A 17,744-nucleotide genomic window follows, 5' to 3' on the forward strand; every position below is an offset into this window, starting at 1 on the left:
CATGACGCTTCTCGCACACGATCGGTACGTCGACGAAATCGTCCACCAGGTACAGCAGTTGAGGGCGGTGGTGACGAGCGGCGCGGATCTGGCCGCGACCGTGCCGACCTGCCCGGACTGGACGCTGGAGCAGCTCGTGCTGCACATGGGCGGCGCCCTGCGCTGGTCGGGCACGCTGGTGCGCACCCGGGCGCAGGAGAACATCCCCGACGAACAGGTGCCGCGCGGCGACGGCCCCGAGGTCACGGGCGACGCCGCGGCCCTCGACGCCTGGCTGGCGGAGGCCGGCGAACTGGTCGTGGACGCACTCCGCGAGGCCGGGCCCGACGCGAAGGTGTGGAGCTGGGGCGGACTGCAGACCTCCGGGTTCTGGGCCCGCCGGATGACCCACGAGATCATCATCCACCGCGCCGACGCCACGCTCGCCGCGGGGCTGCCGTACGAGGTGGCGCACGGGATCGCCGCCGACGCCATCGACGAGTGGCTGGAGATCGTGCGGTACGTCCAGCTGACCGACCCGCACCAGGCCGAGCAGGAGCTGCGCGGGTCCGGCCGCAGCATCCATCTGCACGCCACCGACGCCCCGCCCGAGCTGAACGCCGAGTGGCTGATCGAACTCACCGAGGACGGGATCGCCTGGCGCCGCGGCCACGAGAAGGCGACGGTCGCCCTGCGCGGCCCGCTCACCTCCGTACTGCTCGCCTTCTACCGCCGACTCCCGCTGGACAGCCCGGAGTTGGAGATCGTCGGCGAGCGGGAGCTGCTGGAGTTCTGGCTGGAGCGGGCGACCTTCGGCTGAACGACGATGGCCCGTCCCCCGGGGATACGGGGACGGGCCACGGCGTGGTGCAAAAGGAGCGTCAGCGGCTGCTGCTCGCCCCACGACGGCGCATGCCGAAGAACACGGCGCCGCCGCCGACGACGACGAGCGCGCCCGCGATACCGGCGATCATGCCGGTGTTGGAGCTCGCACCGGTCTCGGCGAGGTTGGAGTCACCGGCCGCGGGGGACGGCGCGTTGGACGAGGTGTCGGCCGGGGCGGTGCTGCTCTCCGAGGCCGACGGGGTCGGGGTCGCGGACTCCTCGGCCGGAGGCGTGGTCGAGTCCGACGGCGCCGGGGTGGTCGGCGGGGTCGACTCGTCCTTCGAGCAGCCCTCGGACGGGGTGGTCAGGTTCGGCGTGATGTCCTTGTCGACGATCGGGTGGTCCTTGTCCTTCCCGGCCGTGACGTGGATGCGGTACTCGGCGTTGGGCGACCAGTCCTCTTCGAAGGTGACGTCGACACCTTCCTTGGTACCGGTGACGTCCTGCGAACCGACGGTCTTGGCGTCGGCACCGTTGTTCTCCAGGAACACGGTGATCGTGGCCGGGGTACCGGAGCCGTCCTTGTCGGTGACGACGATGACGCCCTTGCTGCCGTCGCACTTGGCAGTGGCGGAGAACTCATTGATGTTGCACGCGAGCGCGGAGCCCGCGGCGCTCAGCGCGAGCGCGGAGGAGGCGGCGGCGACGCCCAGGATCTGCACGGAACGACGCGCGGTGCGGCGAGTTATGGACACTTTTGCCCTTCACGGGATGGCACAACTGCGGGGGGTTTGAAGGGGAAGTGAGGCGACGATGAGGTGAGGCTTCACGTTCCCCAGGAGTCTCACAGGTCTATAAGCGTTCCATAAGGAGTGTCAATCCGTAGACGCACCTTGACGGTTGGCTTTACCTCGTTATTAACCACCGAGACGTTTCAATGCCTCGGGAGCCTCCTCGATCCGGTCAACGAGGGCGATACGGGACTCCATCGACCGTTCCCGGGCGAGAGCCTGCAAGAGGGGCCACGCCGGCAGCCGCTCGGTCCAGTGTGCCCGGTCGACCAGGACCATGGGGGTCGGTTCCCCACGGGACTCGTAGTAGTTGGGCGTCGCGTTGTCGAAGATCTCCTGTACGGTCCCTGCCGCGCCCGGCAGGAAGACCACACCCGCGTTGGAGCGGGCCAGCAGACCGTCCTCGCGGGTGGCGTTGGCGAAGTACTTGGCGATGTGCGAGGCGAAGGCGTTCGGCGGCTCGTGGCCGTAGAACCACGTCGGGATGCCGATCGAGTGGTTGCCCTTCGGCCACCGCGTGCGCACCTCGAAGGCGGCCCGCGCCCACTCGGTGATCGACGGCGTGAACGACGGTGCCCTGCCCAGCAGTTGGCAGGCCTCCTCCAGCACCTCGTCCTCGTACGGCGCCGTGTACGCGCCCAGGTTCGCCGCCTCCATCGCGCCCGGCCCGCCGCCCGTCGCGACGGTCAGGCCGGACCGGCTCAGCTCCCGCCCGAGCCGCGCCGCACCGGCGTACGCCTGCGTCCCGCGCGCCATCGCGTGTCCGCCCATGACGCCCACCACCCTTGCCCCGCGCAGGAGTTCGTCGAGGGCGTCGGAGATGGAGTCGTCGTGCACGGCGCGCAGCATCGACGCCCAGATGTCGCCGTCGGCCTTGGTCGTCTGGAACCACGCGTAGGCGAGGGCGTCCGGGGTCCGCTCGTACCCCTGGTCGAGGTCGGCGAACAGGTCCTCGGGCCGGTAGAGATGCCCGCGGTACGGGTCGAAGGGCAGGCCCGGCACCGGCGGGAAGACCAGGGCTCCCTCGGCGCGGACCTTCGCCTCCGCGTCCGGCCGCATCGGGCAGCCGAGGAATATGGCACCTGCGGTGCCGGTGGTGAGCAACTCCCTTGTGCGGTCCGTCAGATCGACGGCCTGCACTCGGTGTCCGGACAGCGTTCCGCGAGCCGAGACGGTCGCGTCGAAGTCCTCGAGCGTCTCGATCTCGCGGTCGTCGTGGTGGGCCGCATGGGCCGGGCTCGTCTGCACGGGCCCATGCTAGGCACGGCGTTCGGCTGCGACGGGTCGCCCTGGACCAGTCCCGGATCAGCCTTGGATCAGCCCTGGACCGCCGCCGGGTCCATCCACACGACCTCCCAGGAGTGGCCGTCGAGGTCGTCGAAGGAGCGGCCGTACATGAAGCCCTGGTCGTTGGTGTCGTTGTTGTCCGTGCCGCCCGCCGCGATCGCCTTGTCCACCAGCTCGTCGACCTTCTCGCGGCTCTCCGCGCTCAGACAGATCAGCACCTCGCTGGTCTTCGTCGAGTCGGCGATCTCCTTCTTCGTGAAGTCGGCGTAGCGCTGCTTGCTGAGCAGCATCGCGATGATCGTGTCGCTGATCACGACGCAGGTGCAGTCGTCCGTGGAGAACTGCGGGTTGATCGAGTAGCCGAGCTCCGTGAAGAACTTCTTCGAGGCGACGATGTCGTTGGTGGCGAGGTTCACGAAGATCATCTGCTGGTACATGGGGGTTCTCCCGTCGAGTGCAGCGTGTCCGGTGCGTGCTGTTCGGTGGGTAGACCCGGGGGTCGTGCGGAACTCATCGGCGACCGGGGATTTCGGTCCCGGGAATTTTCAGGGCGTCAGGGGGAGGGCGGCCAGTTCGGCGACGAGGAGGGTCAGGGGGCCGAAGAGGGCGAGCAGGGCGGCGGCCCGGAGGGCGGCGGCGCTGCGGAGCATCGTGGCGGGGGCGCCGAGGCGGAGCAGGGCGGCGGTGGTGTCGGCCCTGGCCTGTCTGGCCTCCACGGCGGCGGTGAGGAGGGTGGCGACCGTGCAGCCCGCGACGAGGAGTGTGCCGAGGGTGGTGAGGGGGCCGAAGGAGGGTTCGGCGGGGTCGTAGAGGGCGGTCATGGCGTACGCGGCGGAGGCCACGGCGCAGACGATGCCGAGGGGGCGGCCGATGCGGGTGGCTTCCTCCATGAGCACGCGGCCGGCGAGGAGGCGGAGGGCGCCGGGGCGGGCGGACTGGAGGAGACGGCCGGTGAGGTGGGTGAGACCGGGGGCGGCGAGGGCGAGGCCGACTGCGGTGAGGAGGAAGCCGATGAGGATGGCGGGGGTGGTGCTGGTGAGGCCGCCGGGGAGGGTGAGAGCGGGGGTGGAGTGGGAGGTGGAGGTGGCTGTGGTGCGGCTGGCGTAGGCCTCTACGGCGAGACCGGCGGCGAGGATCGCGGTGCCCCAGGGGAGGCCGGAGGGGGCTGTGCGGGGGGGTGGGGGAGCGGTGGGGTCCGGGTTGTGCGAGTCAGCCGGCTCGGTGGGGGTTGCTGTGGGGGGCGTTTCGCTTGCCCGCGCAGACGGCGCGGCGCCGTCGCGTCTGCGGGCGCCGAAGCGGCCGTATGCGCCGAACGTCTCTCTGCGCGTCGACCGGCCGTACGCTCCGAAGCGGCCGTACGAGCGGCCCGGCGGGCGTGTCGGGGTCGGGTGGGTGTCCCGGGGGCGTAGGACCACGCCCACCGCCAGTGACGCGATCGCCGGTACCAGGGCCAGCAGCGTGAGGGCTGCCGGTAGAGGGAGCGGCTTGTCCGCGGCGAGGAATTCTGAGGCCGCGCCGTCGAAGGGCATGCCTGTCAGGTCGCCTCGGAGGTGGAGGAAGAAGAGGAGGGCCACCATCGAGCCCAGGGTGCAGGAGAGGGCCGTCGTCGTGGCCGAGATGGCCATGAGGCGGGCCGGGCCGAGGCCGATCGCCGAGAGGCCCGGGCGGGGTTTGGTGGCCGGGTCCGTACGGGCCACCGCGACCGCGAAGTGGACCGTGGCGGCGAGCGGGGTGAGGCACCAGGCGAGGCGGAGGACGGAGGCCGAGGGGGAGTCGGGGTGGGTCATGGCGTAGCCGAGGGTGCACAGGAGGAGGAAGCCGGTGCCTGCCGCGGCCGTGGCCACCAGGAGGCGGCGCAGGTGTACGGCGGGGCGGGCCGCGCGGGTCAGACGGAGAGCGAGCACGCGGCCCCCCGGCCTTCCTGCCCGGTACCGGGGCCGCCCTGCCCGGCCTCCGGAGCTTTTTGAGTCTCTCCGCGAGCTTCTAGTGTGGCTCCCTGGCCCTCTTGTGCGGTCTCCCGACCATTCCGCGATGCCGCTCGGGCACCCTGCGCCGCCCCCCGGTCCCCCGGCTCCGGCAGCGGTGGCAGATGGACCGTGTTGACGCGGCGGCCGTCCAGGAGGGTCACCGTGCGGTCGGCCAGGGCTGCTGTTTCCGCGTCGTGGGTGGCCAGGACGACCGTGATGCCGTGGGAGCGGGCAGCGGTGGTGAGCGTACGCAGTACGTGGGCTCTGTCGGCGCGATGCAGGGGCGCTGTCGGTTCGTCCGCGAACAGGATCGTCGGGGACGCGGCCAGGGCCCGGGCGATCGAGACCCGCTGGCGTTCCGCCTGGGTGAGTTCGTGGGGGCGGTTGCGGGAACTGTCGCCGATGTCCAGGCGCTCCAGCCACTCCAGCGCGGCCGTCTTGGCGCGGCGGCGGCTCGTGCCGCGGAGCATCAGGGGGAGCGCGGCGTTCTCCCAGGAGTTCAGCTCGGGCACCAGGACCGGCGCCGGGTCGATCCAGCCGAAGCGGTCGCGGCGCAGGCGTTCGCGGGTGAGCGGGCCCATCGTGTGGACCGGCACGCTGTTGAACCAGACCTCGCCGCGCTGGGCCGGGACCAGCCCGGACAGGCAGCGCAACAGCGTCGTCTTGCCGCTGCCGCGCGGGCCGCCGACGGCGAGGATCTCGCCCTCCTGGACGCCGAGCGAGACACCGGTCAGCCCTGGTGAGCCGTCCTGGTGGGTGAAGTGCAGGGCGCGAGCCCACAGCACGTCGTTGTCCGGCGGTGCCTCCATCGGCGTACACCTCGTTCTGGTCCGTAGTGCCTTGCAATCCCCCGTGCGGGGGAACGAAAGCAGGGCCGATCGGTTACCAGGCACGCTATGGAGCGGGGGCGCCGAGGCCGGACAGCACGCGGCCCGGGGTGCACCGTTCTCACTCGAACGGGCGCACCCCGGGCCGTATTAGCGGTCTAACCGCCGAAGGCTAGAGCTTCGTCCATGCCTCCGTCAGCGTCGCGCGCAGGATCTGCTCGATCTCGTCGAAGGTCTCCTGGTTGGAGATCAGCGGCGGGGCGAGCTGGATCACCGGGTCGCCCCGGTCGTCGGCGCGGCAGTACAGGCCGTTGTCGAACAGGGCCTTGGAGAGGAAGCCGTACAGGACCCGCTCCGTCTCCTCGTCGTTGAAGGACTCCTTCGTGGCCTTGTCCTTCACCAGCTCGATGCCGTAGAAGAAGCCGTTGCCGCGGACGTCGCCGACGATCGGCAGGTCGTGCAGCTTCTGGAGGGTGGAGAGGAACGCGCCCTCGTTGTCCAGGACGTGCTGGTTCAGGCCCTCGCGCTCGAACAGGTCGAGGTTGGCGAGGCCCACCGCCGCCGACACCGGGTGGCCGCCGAAGGTGTAGCCGTGAAGGAAGGTGTTGTCGCCCTTGTAGAACGGCTCCGCCAGGCGGTCGCTGACGATGCACGCGCCGATGGGGGAGTAGCCGGACGTCATGCCCTTGGCGCAGGTGATCATGTCCGGGACGTAGCCGAACTTGTCGCAGGCGAACATCGTGCCCAGGCGGCCGAAGGCGCAGATGACCTCGTCGGAGACGAGCAGTACGTCGTACTGGTCGCAGATCTCGCGCACGCGCTGGAAGTAGCCGGGCGGGGGCGGGAAGCAGCCGCCCGCGTTCTGGACCGGCTCCAGGAAGACCGCGGCGACCGTGTCCGGGCCCTCGAAGAGGATCTGCTGCTCGATCTGGTCGGCGGCCCAGCGACCGAAGGCCTCCGGGTCGTCGCCGAAGATCGGCGCGCGGTAGATGTTGGTGTTCGGGACCTTGTGCGCGCCGGGGACCAGCGGCTCGAAGGGGGCCTTCAGGCCCGGGAGGCCCGTGATGGACAGGGCGCCCTGCGGGGTGCCGTGGTAGGCGACCGCGCGGGAGATGACCTTGTACTTGGTGGGCTTGCCGACCAGCTTGAAGTACTGCTTGGCGAGCTTCCAGGCGGTCTCGACCGCCTCGCCGCCGCCGGTGGTGAAGAAGACCTTGTTCAGGTCGCCGGGCGCGTGGTCCGCGAGGCGCTCCGCGAGCTCCACGGCCTTCGGGTGGGCGTAGGACCACACCGGGAAGAACGCCAGCTCCTGCGCCTGCTTGAAGGCGGTCTCGGCGAGCTCCGTGCGGCCGTGGCCGGCCTGGACCACGAACAGGCCCGCGAGACCGTCGAGGTAGCGCTTGCCCTTGTCGTCGTAGATGTAGGTGCCCTCGCCCCGGACGATGGTCGGGACGGGGGAGTTCTCGTACGAGGACATGCGGGTGAAGTGCATCCACAGGTGGTCGTACGCGGTCTTGCTGAGGTCCTTCTGGCTCACGGTTATCGGGTTCCCCACATGTAGGTCTGCTTCTTCAGCTTCAAGTAGACGAAGCTTTCGGTGGAGCGCACGCCGGGCAGCGCCCGGATGCGTTTGTTGATGACGTCCAGCAGATGGTCGTCGTCCTCGCAGACGATCTCGGCGAGGATGTCGAACGAGCCCGCGGTCATCACCACGTACTCGACTTCCGACATGTCAGTCAGCGCTTCGGCGATCTTCTCCACATCGCCCTCGACGTTGACGCCGACCATCGCCTGCCGGCGGAAGCCCACGGTGAGCGGGTCCGTGACGGCGACGATCTGCATCACGCCCTGGTCGAGCAGCTTCTGTACGCGCTGGCGCACGGCCGCCTCGGACAGGCCCACGGCCTTGCCGATCGCGGCGTACGGACGCCTGCCGTCCTCCTGGAGCTGTTCGATGATGGCGAGGGAGACGGCATCCAGATGGGGAGTGCCGTTCCTGGACTCCCGCGAGTCCCGCTGCTCTGCGCTTCGACTGGCCACGACCTCACTGTGCACGACGTCTCGACGGTTCCGCAAGGGCGGACCGATGAAATTCGTTGTTTACGTCAGTGAGATCTGCGGATTCCGCAGTCTTGGCGCGACCAGGGGTGTTGAAAACGTGGGCTCGCGGATTAGGGTGGGTGTCTCAGCCAATGGACAGTTCGACCTGACACAGGAGGCCGGCAGTGAGCACCGAGCTGCGTCGTCTGCGCAACTACATCGACGGTGAGTTCCGGGACGCCGCCGACGGACGGACCACCGAGGTGGTCAACCCCGCGACGGGCGAGGCGTACGCGACCGCGCCGCTGTCCGGAGCGGCGGACGTGGACGCCGCCATGGCGGCCGCCGCCGCGGCCTTCCCGGCCTGGCGCGACACCACCCCGGCCGAGCGTCAGAAGGCCCTCCTCAAGATCGCGGACGCGTTCGAGGAGCGGGCCGAGGAGCTCATCGCGGCCGAGGTGGAGAACACCGGCAAGCCGATCGGGCTCACGCGGTCCGAGGAGATCCCGCCGATGGTCGACCAGATCCGCTTCTTCGCGGGCGCGGCCCGGATGCTGGAGGGCCGCTCGGCCGGCGAGTACATGGACGGGATGACCTCGATCATCCGCCGTGAGCCGGTCGGCGTCTGCGCGCAGGTCGCGCCGTGGAACTACCCGATGATGATGGCCGTGTGGAAGTTCGCGCCGGCCGTCGCGGCGGGCAACACGGTCGTCCTGAAGCCCTCGGACACCACCCCGGCCTCGACCGTCCTGATCGCCGACATCATCGGCTCGATCCTGCCCAAGGGCGTCTTCAACGTCGTCACCGGCGACCGTGACACCGGCCGGCTGATGGTCGAGCACCCGACCCCGGCGATGGCCTCCATCACCGGCTCCGTACGGGCCGGCATGTCGGTCGCCGAGTCCGCGTCCAAGGACCTCAAGCGGGTCCACCTGGAGCTCGGCGGCAAGGCGCCGGTCGTCGTCTTCGAGGACACCGACATCGCCAAGGCCGTCGAGGACATCTCGGTGGCGGGCTTCTTCAACGCCGGCCAGGACTGTACGGCCGCCACGCGCGTGCTCGTCCAGGAGGGCATCCACGACGAGTTCGTGGCCGCGCTCGCGAAGGCCGCGGCCGAGACGAAGACCGGGCAGCCGGACGACGAGGACGTGCTGTTCGGCCCGCTCAACAACCCGAACCAGCTCAAGCAGGTCTCCGGGTTCATCGAGCGGCTGCCCGCGCACGCCAAGGTCGAGGCGGGCGGCCAGCGGGTCGGTGACAAGGGGTACTTCTACGCGCCGACCGTCGTCTCCGGGCTCAAGCAGGACGACGAGATCATCCAGAACGAGGTCTTCGGTCCCGTCATCACCGTCCAGTCCTTCACGGACGAGGACCAGGCGGTGGAGTGGGCCAACGGCGTCGACTACGCGCTGGCCTCCTCGGTGTGGACCAAGGACCACGGGCGTGCGATGCGGATGTCCAAGAAGCTCGACTTCGGCTGCGTGTGGATCAACACGCACATCCCGCTGGTCGCGGAGATGCCGCACGGCGGCTTCAAGAAGTCCGGCTACGGCAAGGATCTTTCGGGGTACGGCTTCGAGGACTACACGCGGATCAAGCACGTGATGACGTCCCTGGACGCATAGTTCCCAGGGTGTGCGCAGCGGCCCCGGACGGATCAACTCCCGTCCGGGGCCGCTCCGTTCCCCCCTCCTCGGTGGCCTCGTTACGCGTGCGAGCTCAGCGACGGCGTACCGTCGTCGCTCTTCTTGCTGTCCAGGCCCGGCGCCCCGGCACCCGGAGTCCCCGGCTCCGGCAGCGGCGGCAGCTGGTCCACGTCGGTCGAGATCGTGATGCCTACCTCCTTGAGGATCGGGGCGCACGACTTGAGGGCCTTCTGGAACTTCTTCGGCGTCGGGGTGGCCCCGTGCGCGGCGGCGCCCCCCTGCACCCGCAGCGTCACCTTGCCGTCGGCGTCCTTCGTGGCGTGGAAGACGGGGACCGTCGGCTCGCCGTGCGCACGCATGCACGCGGCGAAGTCGTCGTTGACCGCGTTGACGTCGCCGGGGGCGTTCGCGGTGGGCCGGTAGGAGATGGCGATCCCGGCTCCCCCCTCGCCCCTGGCCTTGTGGCCCTTCTCGCCGCCCCGCGGGACCGGCTTTGTGGAATGGTGCGCCTGGTGACCGCCCGCGGGCGGTGTCTCGGTGGACTGCGCGGCCGACGCGCTGACCGTGCCGAGAGTGGCGGCGGTGATCGCCGCGATGGCCAGGGCGATCCGCCGCGGCCGCGTCGCCAGTACGGACATGTGTTCCTCCCGATGTGGTACGGCTGTTGACGGCATCCAGGCAACAGCCCGAGCGGTTACGGCACGGGAACGGCCGCGCTTATCGCGCTGTAACCCCCGCCCCGCCACACTGAGCCGCATGCGTGTGCTGGTGGTCGAGGACCATGAGGAGCTCGCCGAGACCGTGGCCGGCGGGCTGCGCCGCGAGGGCATGGCGGTCGATCTGGCCTTCGACGGCCCGACCGCGCTGGAGCGCGCCGGGATCAACGGTTACGACGTCGTCGTACTGGACCGTGATCTGCCCGGGTTGCACGGTGACCAGGTGTGCCGGACGCTCGCCGAGGGCGGCAGGCGGGCACGGGTGCTGATGCTGACGGCGTCCGGCACGGTGGCCGACCGGGTCGCGGGGCTGGGGCTCGGCGCCGACGACTATCTGCCCAAGCCGTTCGCGTTCACCGAACTCGTCGCCCGCATACGGGCGTTGGCGCGGCGTGCGCAGCCCGCGCTGCCGCCGGTCCTGGTCCGCGGCGAGCTGCGGCTCGACCCGGCGCGGCGGGAGGCGACCCGGGGCGGGCTCCGGCTGGCGCTCAGCCCCAAGGAGTTCGCCGTGCTCGAACTGCTGCTGGGCGCGCAGGGGACCGTCGTATCGACCGAGGAACTCCTGGAGCGGGCCTGGGACGAGGCCGCCGATCCGTTCAGCCAGACCGTGAAGGTGACGGTCAGCAGGCTGCGACGGAAGCTGGGGGAACCGCAGTTGATCGAGACGGTGGAGCGGGCGGGGTACCGGATCCGATGAACGACCGGGTCCGCAGGTTCCTGCCCCGGCGCCCGCGGAGCATCCGCTGGCGTCTCACCCTCATCTACACGGCCCTGTTCGTCGTGGCCGGTGCGATGCTGCTCGGCTTCACGTACTTCCTCGCCGCCAGCTCCCAGGGCGGACACGCCGCGTCGACCGAGGGCTCCGGCAGCGCTCCCGCGCCGGAGGACGGCACCAGTGCCCCGGCCGGGCTCGACCCGCCGACCCTGCATGCCGTCGTAGAGGCCGTTCGCGAGGACCAGTTGCGGTCGCTGCTCATCGAGGCCGGGATCGCGCTCGCCGTGATGGTCGTGCTGTCGGTCGCCCTCGGCTGGCTGATGTCGGGGCGGGTGCTGGCGCCGCTGCGCACCATGACCGCGGCCGCCCGCCGGATCTCCGCCGACAACCTGCACGAGCGGCTCGCGGTGACCGGACCGGAGGACGAACTCAAGGCGATGGCCGACACCTTCGACGCCGTACTCGCCCGGCTGGAGGGCGCGTTCGAGGCACAGCAGCGGTTCGTCGCCAACGCCTCGCACGAACTGCGCACCCCGCTCACGCTCCAGCAGGCCGTCGTCGACGTCACCCTGGCGGACCCCGACGCCTCCGCGGACGAGCTGCGAGCCGCTCTGGCCCGCGTCCGTTCGGCCGGGCAGGAGCAGGAGCGGCTCATCGACGCCCTGTTGACCCTGGCCCGCAGCCAACGCGGGCTGGAGCGGCGGGAGTCGGTGGACCTCGCGGAGGTCGTGCGGGCCCGCTTGCCGGAAGGGGGCGTGAAGGTGGCGGCGCGGCTGGAACCCGCGGTCGTGTACGGGGATCCGCAGCTCATCGAGCGGCTCGTCGTCAACCTCACCGACAACGCCGTACGGCACAACCTCCCTGTGGGGGAGGGGGGTTGGGTGAGCGTGTGGACGGGGGTGGACGCGGCGGGGGCGGCCGGGCTGCGGATCGAGAACAGCGGGCCGGTGATTCCGGCGGACCAGGCGGCGGGGTTGTTCCAGCCGTTCCGCCGGCTCGGCCCGGACCGGGTGCGGAAGCGGGACGGGCTGGGGCTCGGCATGTCGATCGTCGCGGCCGTCGTCGCCGCGCACGGCGGGCGGGTGCTGGCCAGGACACGGGCGGCGGGCGGACTGACCGTGGAGGTGTGCCTACCAGGCCGCGAGCGGACGCCACCGGCGCCGTCCGCGGCGTCGCGTGCGTCGGCTGCCGTGACATCCTCGGGGCCCGTTGGCGCGCCCGCGTCGCCTGTGGCGACCTCTTCGCGGCCCGCGTCGCCTGCCGCGTCGCCCACGTCGCCCGCCGCGCCGGCATCGGGGCTCGTCGGTGTGCCCGTGCCGCCCGCTGCCACGGGTTCGCCGCCCGCCGATACACCCTCACCGCCCGCTGCGGCCCCCCTCGCCACCCCGCGGCCCGCGCCCCGAAGCCCGTAAACCCGCCGAAAACCTGCCCCATTGCCTTGACCTGGTGATACCGATCGACAAGGTGTCCGCTGCACCCGGCGATCCGCTTGACGCAGCGTCGATTGTCCGTCCACAGGTGGGGGCGGCATGCTGCGTCAATGCCCCTGACTTCGAAGACTTCCCCGCTCTCCCGCCGGTCCCTGCTGCGTGCGCTGGGCGGGGGCGCCGTGCTCGGCGGTCTGGCCGGCTGCGGGGTGCCGGCCGCGTACGTGAAGCCCGGTCAGCGGGCCGTCGCGGACATGTCGGCCAGCGACAAGCGGCTGACCTGGGCGAACTGGCCGCTGTACATCGACACGGACGACGAAAACCCGAACAGCCGGCCGACCCTTGAGGCGTTCGAGAAGCGCACGGGGATCTCCGTCAAGTACACCGAGGAGATCAACGACAACGACGAGTTCTTCGGCAAGATCAGCCCCGCGCTGATGAACCACCAGCAGACCGGCCGCGACCTCATCGTCATGAGCGACTGGATGTGCGCGCGGTTCGTGCGGCTCGGGTGGGTCCAGGAGATGGACCGGTCGCAGCAGCCGAACGTGGCCAAGTACCTTGACCCGCAGCTGCGTTCGCCCGCCTTCGACCCGGGCCGCAAGTACTCGGTGCCGTGGCAGTCGGGCATCACCGGCATCGCGTACAACCGGAAGAAGCTGGGCCGCGAGATCCGCCATGTCTCCGAGCTGTGGGCGAGCGACCTCAAGGGCCGCGTCACCCTGCTCTCCGGCCTCGACGAGGCGTTCGCGCTGCTGATGCAGGGCAACGGCGTCGACATCACCAAGTGGAAGGCCGCCGACTTCGACAAGGTCTGCGACCAGGTCGAGAAGTACGTGGCCAACGGCCAGATCCGGCGCTTCACCGGCAACGACTACACCAAGGACCTGGTCAGCGGTGACGTCCTGGCCTGTCAGGCGTACTCCGGAGACGTCATCCAACTCCAGGCCGACAACCCGGACATCCGCTTCGTCGTCCCCGAGGAGGGCGCGGAGCTGTGGGCCGACTCGCTGATGATCCCGGACCGCGCGCTGCACAAGAGCAACGCGGAGAAGCTAGTCGACTACTACTACGAGCCCGAGGTGGCCGCGGAGCTCGCCGCCTGGGTGAACTACGTCTGCCCCGTCCCCGAGGCCCAGGAGATCCTCGCCGCCGACAAGGACAAGGACACAGCGGCCCTCGCCGAGAACCCGCTGATCTTCCCGGACGCGGCGATGCGCAAGCGGCTCGCCATCGCCCGGGACATCACCTCGACGGAACGGGTGGAGTTCGCCAAGCGGTGGAACAAGATCGTGGGGTTGTGAGGGCGGGGCGGGAGGCGGACGGCGGTCCCCGTCAGGCCCGTGTCGTGCGGATGGCCGCGATGTCGAACTGGAGGCGGACCTTCTCGCTCACCATCGCGCCGCCCTCCGCCAGGCGCTGGTTGTAACTCAGGCCCCATTCCGAGCGGTTGATGGTGGTCGTGCCGTCGAAGCCCACCCGCTCGTCGCCGAACGCGTCGGTGACATGGCCGATGTAGGTGAGCTCCAGGTCGACCGGGCGCGTGACGTTCTTGATGGTGAGGTCGCCGGTCATGCGGTAGACGTCGTTGCCCGCCAGGCGTACGGCCGTACTCGTGAAACGCATCTGCGGATAGGCGCGGGCGTCCAGGAAGTCGCGGCCGACCAGGTGCGCGTCGCGCTGTTCCACGCCGGTGTCGACGGACGCGGTGGACAGGACGATCTCGGCGCGCGAGCGCGAGGGGTCGCGGCCGTCGAAGTAGAGACGGCTCTCGAACTCCGTGAACGCTCCGCGCACGGTCGTCACCAGGGCATGCCGTACGGAGAAGCCGATCCGGCTGTGCGCAGGGTCGACGATCCACTCTCCGGTCAGTGCCGCCAGAGCCGGATCCAGCACGCCGGTCGGCGCGAACTGCTGCTGTCCGGGGCGGTGTTGGGGAGCGGCGGGGGTCGTGGGGGCGGGGGCGGTGGGGGGAGCCGGGCGGCGCAGGGACGCAGCACGGGTGAACAGGTTCATGATTCACGTAACTACGTCATGACAACAAGCGCCGCAAGACACCTTCAGGACCCGCACACACGGTCGGCACACATTGTTTCCACGCCGCTCACCTGCATCCTTCGGCGCGCGACTTTGCCGGCTCTTTACAACCTGTGTACCGGCTGTCTCGTCTCTTCGCTCGATCAGTCATCCAGCCCGCCGGCCGACCACCGGCGGGCCGACGAAAGAGAGCGATTCATGCGCCGAACCGGCTTCAGTGCCCTGGCCCTCGCCTGCACGGCCGTACTGGCGGGCGCGCTGCCCGCGTTCGCCGACGGGACGTCCACGTCCCCGAGCGCCGTCCCGAGCCAGGTCGCCACCAAGGCACCCAGCCCCGTCCCCAGCGAAGCGCGCACGCCCACCACCGTGCCGAGCCGCGTGCCGCGCGATCAGGTCTCCGTCGTACCGAGCGGAGCGCCCGACACCGGTGTGGCGCCCACCTCTTCGGACTCCTCCAGCACCGGTGCCCTGGTGGGCGGGGGTGCCGCCACGGCCCTCGTCCTCGGTGGCGGCGCCGTCTTCCTCGTGCGCCGCCGGCAGGCGAACGGGGCGTGAGCCGGCTGCCCGGGCGCGCCCTCGCCGCGGTGGCCCTGGCCGCCCTGCTCGCCGGCTGCGGCGGCCCCGGCGCCACGACCGACAGGTCCGCGAGCCGGCCGTCGGACCCCGAGTCCTCGGCATCCTCGGCGTCCTCCGCACCACCGGCCGCCAAGTCGGTGCCGGCGCTGGGGCGATCGGTCCCGGTCGGGCTGCGGATCCCGGCGATCGGGGTGGACACCCCGGTGATGAAGCTGGGGCTGGCGGCCGACGGCACCGTGCAGGTACCGCCGATCGCGGCGCACGACCGGGCGGGCTGGTACGAGCACTCCCCGACGCCGGGGCAGTCCGGACCGTCGGTGATCCTCGGCCATGTCACGGTCGGCGCCTACGGGGACGGAGTCTTCCGGCACCTGGCCGACCTGAAGCAGGGCGCGAAGATCGAGGTGAGCCGGGCCGACGGCACGGCTGCGGAGTTCGCCGTGACGAAGGTGGAGACGGTGGCCAAGGCCGAGTTCCCGTCCGACGAGGTGTACGGGAACGTCGACCGGCCGGAGCTGCGGCTGATCACCTGCGGCGGCCCGCGCACCGGTGACGGCTACCAGGACAACGTGATCGTCTTCGCGACGCTCGGATCGGCGGCCGCGAAGCACTGAACAGCCGCCTGGATCCCGGGCCGACGGAACGTACGCCGTCGGTCCGGGGTCTACCCCTACGAGCGCCATACCCCCCACCTGGAGAACCTTGAAACGGTCCCGCGAGAAGGCAGCGTCCGAACTGTTCGCCGCCCTCTACCCGCGCCTCGCCGGCTGGTGCCGCCGGCTCGTCGACGACGACGAGACGGCCCACGAGATCGCCTCCGAGGCGTTCACCCGGCTCTGGGCCCGCTGGACGTCCGTCGCGGAACCGCGTGGCTTCCTGTACGTCACCGCGGCCAACCTCGTCCGGGACCACTGGCGCAAGCTGGAGCGCGAGCGCCGGGCCGTGCGCCGCGCGACGACGGAGGCGGCGGTGGCCCCGCACGCCGAACCGACGGATCCTTCGGTACGACTCCTCGTGCAGTCCCTGCCCGAACGCCTGCGTGTCCCGATCCTGCTGCACTACTACGCTGACATGCCGATCCGGGAGGTGTCCGTGCTGACCGGACGCAAGGAAGGAACCGTCAAGGCCGACCTCCACACGGCCCGCGAACTGCTCCGCGCCCACCTGAGGAGAAGCCTTGATCACACACTCTGACGAGGGCCCGGACCACGACCACGACCCCGAGGACCCGCTCACCGTCATCCTGCGCCCGCCGACGCAGTACCTCGGCCCGCCCGCCGGCCGCTACGAGGCGATCCGCCGCGGCGCCGCCCGCCGCCGCCTCCTGCGTGCCGCCGCCGGCGCGGCCCTGACCTGCGGCGTCGCAGCCCTCGTCATCCTGCCCCTCCGCCTTACGGCCACCGACACCCCCGGCGCCCCGACGGTCCCGCTCGCCCCGCCCCCCGCGAGCAGCCCTTCGACGGTGCCCGGACCTTCGCGGGTGCCCAGCCCCTCGGCCTCGCCCGAGGACTCGACGCCCACGAAGGCGCCGCGCGAGAGCGCCGCCCCCGGCAGGTCCGCCACCGCGGTCCCGGGCGAAGGGCGTTCCCTGACGCCGACGCCGACTCCGACCAGCCGGACCACGCGGCCGTCGACGGAGCCGAGCCAAGTGCCCTCCGCCCAGGTCTCGGTCAGCGCGAGCCGCTCCTGAAAGGAGTTTTGAACACGTTCAGAAACAGGCGTACGCTGCCGCCATGAGCGACAGAGCCGCCCTGCTGAAGGGCATCCGCGCCTGGCTGGTCCTGTTCGTCGTCTGCCTGGTGCTCAGCGGCGCCACGGCCTTCCCGCTGGTGCACGAACTGCGCTGGACCGAGGACCTGCTCCGGTGGCTGTCCGCGCCGGAGCACCTGCCCGCGCTCATGGAGTGGATCGAGCGCGTCCGGCACGGCCTCGACACCGCCGACGCGGACTACCCCTTCCTGCTCTACGGCACGGACTGGCTCGCCTTCGCCCACCTCGTCATCGCGGTCGCGTTCTACGGCCCCTACCGCGACCCGGTCCGCAACATCTGGGTCGTCGAGTTCGCGATGATCGCCTGCGCCGGCATCATCCCGCTCGCGCTGATCTGCGGACCGATCCGCGGGATCCCCTTCTGGTGGTCGGTGATCGACATGTCGTTCGGGGTGTTCGGCGTGATCCCGCTGTACGTCGTCCGCCGGAAGATCAAGCGCCTGGAGACCCTCACCGGCCCCAACCCCGCCCCGGCGCTCGCTACTTGAGCGCCGCGAGCACGATCCGCTCGGCCACCTTGTTCATGCCGGCCGGGCGCAGCACGAGCCGGGCGGCCTCGTCGGCGTACGGGCGTCCCGTCACCTTCTTGATCAGCAGGCCGAGGATCATGTAGTTGATGTTGAGGTAGTCCTGCTGTGTACCGGGTTGGAACTCAGGTTCGCGTACTGCGCCTCGAAGGCGCGGGTGAGCAGGCCGGGGAGGTAGCGCTGGACCGGTGCGCCGAGGTCGATCCGGCCTTGTGCCGCGAGCTTCAGTACGGCCGCCGCGGTCACCACCTTCGTCGACGAACCGGCGCGGAAACGGGCGTCGGGGGCGGTGATGGTGGCGCGGGCCGAGGCCGGTGCGGGTGCGGCGAGGGCGGGGGTGGCCAGGGGGCCGGCGGTCAGGGCGAGGGCGAGGGTGGCGGCGAGGACGGTCGGGGTGCGGGGGCGCATGGGGGGCTGCTCCTGGGGGCGTCGCGCGGGACGCGGAACCCTGGCCGAACCCCGAGTAAATCCCTGGCCAGGAAAGGGAGTTGTGAGGGTTCGTTCACCCCTACGGGGCGGGCCGCGTGTCGAAAAAGTGTTATCGCGAGGTCGCCCGGCCGTCACCGGAGGTGTGATCTCCGACATTGCCAACCGCGGGGGCCCGGCTGAGAGGG

At 70.8% G+C, this 17,744-nt stretch carries 19 protein-coding genes and 1 pseudogene; 10 read left to right on the top strand and 10 right to left on the bottom strand.

The features are described from left to right. Nucleotide 1 precedes the first annotated feature (1 nt). A complete protein-coding gene (locus ABZ848_RS33885) occupies nt 2–799 on the top strand; it encodes a maleylpyruvate isomerase family mycothiol-dependent enzyme (protein WP_360838101.1) in 798 nt (265 codons plus the stop codon). Nucleotides 800–860: 61 nt separating this feature from the next. On the opposite strand, the gene ABZ848_RS33890 is transcribed toward ABZ848_RS33885, so the two are convergent. The 7 genes from ABZ848_RS33890 to ABZ848_RS33920 all read right to left on the bottom strand — a co-directional run bounded on the left by ABZ848_RS33890 (nt 861) and on the right by ABZ848_RS33920 (nt 7,731). Beyond that, nucleotides 861–1,559 carry an LAETG motif-containing sortase-dependent surface protein gene (locus ABZ848_RS33890; protein ID WP_360838103.1) on the bottom strand — a complete coding sequence of 233 codons (699 nt, stop codon included), beginning with the start codon at nt 1,557–1,559 and terminating at the stop codon, nt 861–863. Between the two features lie 162 nt (nt 1,560–1,721). Next, the gene (locus ABZ848_RS33895) at nt 1,722–2,843 is read right to left on the bottom strand and encodes an LOG family protein (RefSeq protein WP_360838105.1); all 1,122 of its coding nucleotides are present in this window, start codon (nt 2,841–2,843) and stop codon (nt 1,722–1,724) included. Nucleotides 2,844–2,911: 68 nt separating this feature from the next. Then, nucleotides 2,912–3,319, bottom strand: coding sequence for a VOC family protein (locus ABZ848_RS33900; protein WP_360838107.1), 408 nt, complete (start codon nt 3,317–3,319; stop codon nt 2,912–2,914). Between the two features lie 108 nt (nt 3,320–3,427). Continuing rightward, on the bottom strand, nt 3,428–4,786 hold the full coding sequence (locus ABZ848_RS33905; RefSeq protein WP_360838109.1) for a hypothetical protein: 1,359 nt from the start codon (nt 4,784–4,786) through the stop codon (nt 3,428–3,430). Next, a complete protein-coding gene (locus tag ABZ848_RS33910; protein ID WP_360838111.1) occupies nt 4,768–5,658 on the bottom strand; it encodes an ATP-binding cassette domain-containing protein in 891 nt (296 codons plus the stop codon). Before ABZ848_RS33910 ends, ABZ848_RS33905 begins: the two co-directional genes overlap by 19 nt. Before the next feature lie 190 nt (nt 5,659–5,848). Then, complete coding sequence (locus tag ABZ848_RS33915; protein ID WP_360838113.1) at nt 5,849–7,231, bottom strand: aspartate aminotransferase family protein; 1,383 nt, start codon at nt 7,229–7,231, stop codon at nt 5,849–5,851. Continuing rightward, nucleotides 7,216–7,731 (bottom strand): Lrp/AsnC family transcriptional regulator, encoded by a 516-nt coding sequence (locus tag ABZ848_RS33920; RefSeq protein WP_360838114.1) that lies wholly within the window; start codon nt 7,729–7,731, stop codon nt 7,216–7,218. Before ABZ848_RS33920 ends, ABZ848_RS33915 begins: the two co-directional genes overlap by 16 nt. 170 nt (nt 7,732–7,901) lie before the next feature. On the opposite strand from ABZ848_RS33920, the gene ABZ848_RS33925 reads away from it, so the two are divergent. After that, nucleotides 7,902–9,341 (top strand): gamma-aminobutyraldehyde dehydrogenase, encoded by a 1,440-nt coding sequence (locus tag ABZ848_RS33925; protein WP_360838116.1) that lies wholly within the window; start codon nt 7,902–7,904, stop codon nt 9,339–9,341. An 80-nt stretch (nt 9,342–9,421) separates the two neighbouring features. Here the strand turns inward: ABZ848_RS33925 and ABZ848_RS33930 are convergent, their stop codons facing one another. Continuing rightward, entirely contained in the window at nt 9,422–10,000 is a 579-nt protein-coding gene (locus ABZ848_RS33930) for a hypothetical protein (RefSeq protein WP_360838118.1), read from the bottom strand. A 118-nt stretch (nt 10,001–10,118) separates the two neighbouring features. On the opposite strand from ABZ848_RS33930, the gene ABZ848_RS33935 reads away from it, so the two are divergent. The 3 genes from ABZ848_RS33935 to ABZ848_RS33945 all read left to right on the top strand — a co-directional run bounded on the left by ABZ848_RS33935 (nt 10,119) and on the right by ABZ848_RS33945 (nt 13,524). Beyond that, nucleotides 10,119–10,775 carry a response regulator transcription factor gene (locus ABZ848_RS33935; protein ID WP_360838119.1) on the top strand — a complete coding sequence of 219 codons (657 nt, stop codon included), beginning with the start codon at nt 10,119–10,121 and terminating at the stop codon, nt 10,773–10,775. Beyond that, a complete protein-coding gene (locus ABZ848_RS33940) occupies nt 10,772–12,205 on the top strand; it encodes an ATP-binding protein (protein WP_360838120.1) in 1,434 nt (477 codons plus the stop codon). The genes ABZ848_RS33935 and ABZ848_RS33940 overlap by 4 nt, the downstream gene beginning before the upstream one ends. 128 nt (nt 12,206–12,333) lie before the next feature. Further along, the gene (locus ABZ848_RS33945; protein ID WP_360838121.1) at nt 12,334–13,524 is read left to right on the top strand and encodes a spermidine/putrescine ABC transporter substrate-binding protein; all 1,191 of its coding nucleotides are present in this window, start codon (nt 12,334–12,336) and stop codon (nt 13,522–13,524) included. Between the two features lie 31 nt (nt 13,525–13,555). Here the strand turns inward: ABZ848_RS33945 and ABZ848_RS33950 are convergent, their stop codons facing one another. After that, nucleotides 13,556–14,236: a YceI family protein gene (locus tag ABZ848_RS33950; RefSeq protein WP_360838123.1), complete on the bottom strand. Its 681-nt coding sequence runs from the start codon at nt 14,234–14,236 to the stop codon at nt 13,556–13,558. A 219-nt stretch (nt 14,237–14,455) separates the two neighbouring features. Between ABZ848_RS33950 and ABZ848_RS33955 the strand changes: the two genes are divergently transcribed. From ABZ848_RS33955 to ABZ848_RS33975, 5 genes are all read left to right on the top strand, one after another. Further along, entirely contained in the window at nt 14,456–14,812 is a 357-nt protein-coding gene (locus ABZ848_RS33955) for a sortase-dependent protein (protein WP_360838124.1), read from the top strand. Then, nucleotides 14,809–15,447 (top strand): class F sortase, encoded by a 639-nt coding sequence (locus ABZ848_RS33960; RefSeq protein ID WP_360838125.1) that lies wholly within the window; start codon nt 14,809–14,811, stop codon nt 15,445–15,447. Before ABZ848_RS33955 ends, ABZ848_RS33960 begins: the two co-directional genes overlap by 4 nt. 88 nt (nt 15,448–15,535) lie before the next feature. Then, nucleotides 15,536–16,027 (top strand): RNA polymerase sigma factor, encoded by a 492-nt coding sequence (locus ABZ848_RS33965; protein WP_360838126.1) that lies wholly within the window; start codon nt 15,536–15,538, stop codon nt 16,025–16,027. Further along, a complete protein-coding gene (locus ABZ848_RS33970; protein ID WP_360838128.1) occupies nt 16,011–16,523 on the top strand; it encodes a hypothetical protein in 513 nt (170 codons plus the stop codon). Before ABZ848_RS33965 ends, ABZ848_RS33970 begins: the two co-directional genes overlap by 17 nt. Nucleotides 16,524–16,566: 43 nt before the next feature. Further along, entirely contained in the window at nt 16,567–17,091 is a 525-nt protein-coding gene (locus ABZ848_RS33975; protein ID WP_360838130.1) for a hypothetical protein, read from the top strand. A gap of 34 nt (nt 17,092–17,125) precedes the next feature. On the opposite strand, the pseudogene ABZ848_RS33980 reads toward ABZ848_RS33975, so the two are convergent. Beyond that, nucleotides 17,126–17,538, bottom strand: a pseudogene (locus ABZ848_RS33980) (serine hydrolase domain-containing protein); the annotation flags it as partial. Between the last annotated feature and the right edge of the window lie 206 nt (nt 17,539–17,744).

The organism is Streptomyces sp. NPDC047081, from assembly GCF_040643775.1.
In the GTDB taxonomy this organism is placed as follows: domain Bacteria; phylum Actinomycetota; class Actinomycetes; order Streptomycetales; family Streptomycetaceae; genus Streptomyces.

Bases quoted from the DNA above. Each gene is read 5' to 3' on its own strand.
- ABZ848_RS33975 (WP_360838130.1), top strand. From the start codon at position 16,567: ATGAGCGACAGAGCCGCCCTGCTGAAGGGCATCCGCGCCTGGCTGGTC.
- ABZ848_RS33940 (WP_360838120.1), top strand. From the start codon at position 10,772: ATGAACGACCGGGTCCGCAGGTTCCTGCCCCGGCGCCCGCGGAGCATC.
- ABZ848_RS33935 (WP_360838119.1), top strand. From the start codon at position 10,119: ATGCGTGTGCTGGTGGTCGAGGACCATGAGGAGCTCGCCGAGACCGTG.
- ABZ848_RS33885 (WP_360838101.1), top strand. From the start codon at position 2: ATGACGCTTCTCGCACACGATCGGTACGTCGACGAAATCGTCCACCAG.
- ABZ848_RS33930 (WP_360838118.1), bottom strand. From the start codon at position 10,000: ATGTCCGTACTGGCGACGCGGCCGCGGCGGATCGCCCTGGCCATCGCG.
- ABZ848_RS33910 (WP_360838111.1), bottom strand. From the start codon at position 5,658: ATGGAGGCACCGCCGGACAACGACGTGCTGTGGGCTCGCGCCCTGCAC.
- ABZ848_RS33945 (WP_360838121.1), top strand. From the start codon at position 12,334: ATGCCCCTGACTTCGAAGACTTCCCCGCTCTCCCGCCGGTCCCTGCTG.
- ABZ848_RS33950 (WP_360838123.1), bottom strand. From the start codon at position 14,236: ATGAACCTGTTCACCCGTGCTGCGTCCCTGCGCCGCCCGGCTCCCCCC.
- ABZ848_RS33900 (WP_360838107.1), bottom strand. From the start codon at position 3,319: ATGTACCAGCAGATGATCTTCGTGAACCTCGCCACCAACGACATCGTC.
- ABZ848_RS33955 (WP_360838124.1), top strand. From the start codon at position 14,456: ATGCGCCGAACCGGCTTCAGTGCCCTGGCCCTCGCCTGCACGGCCGTA.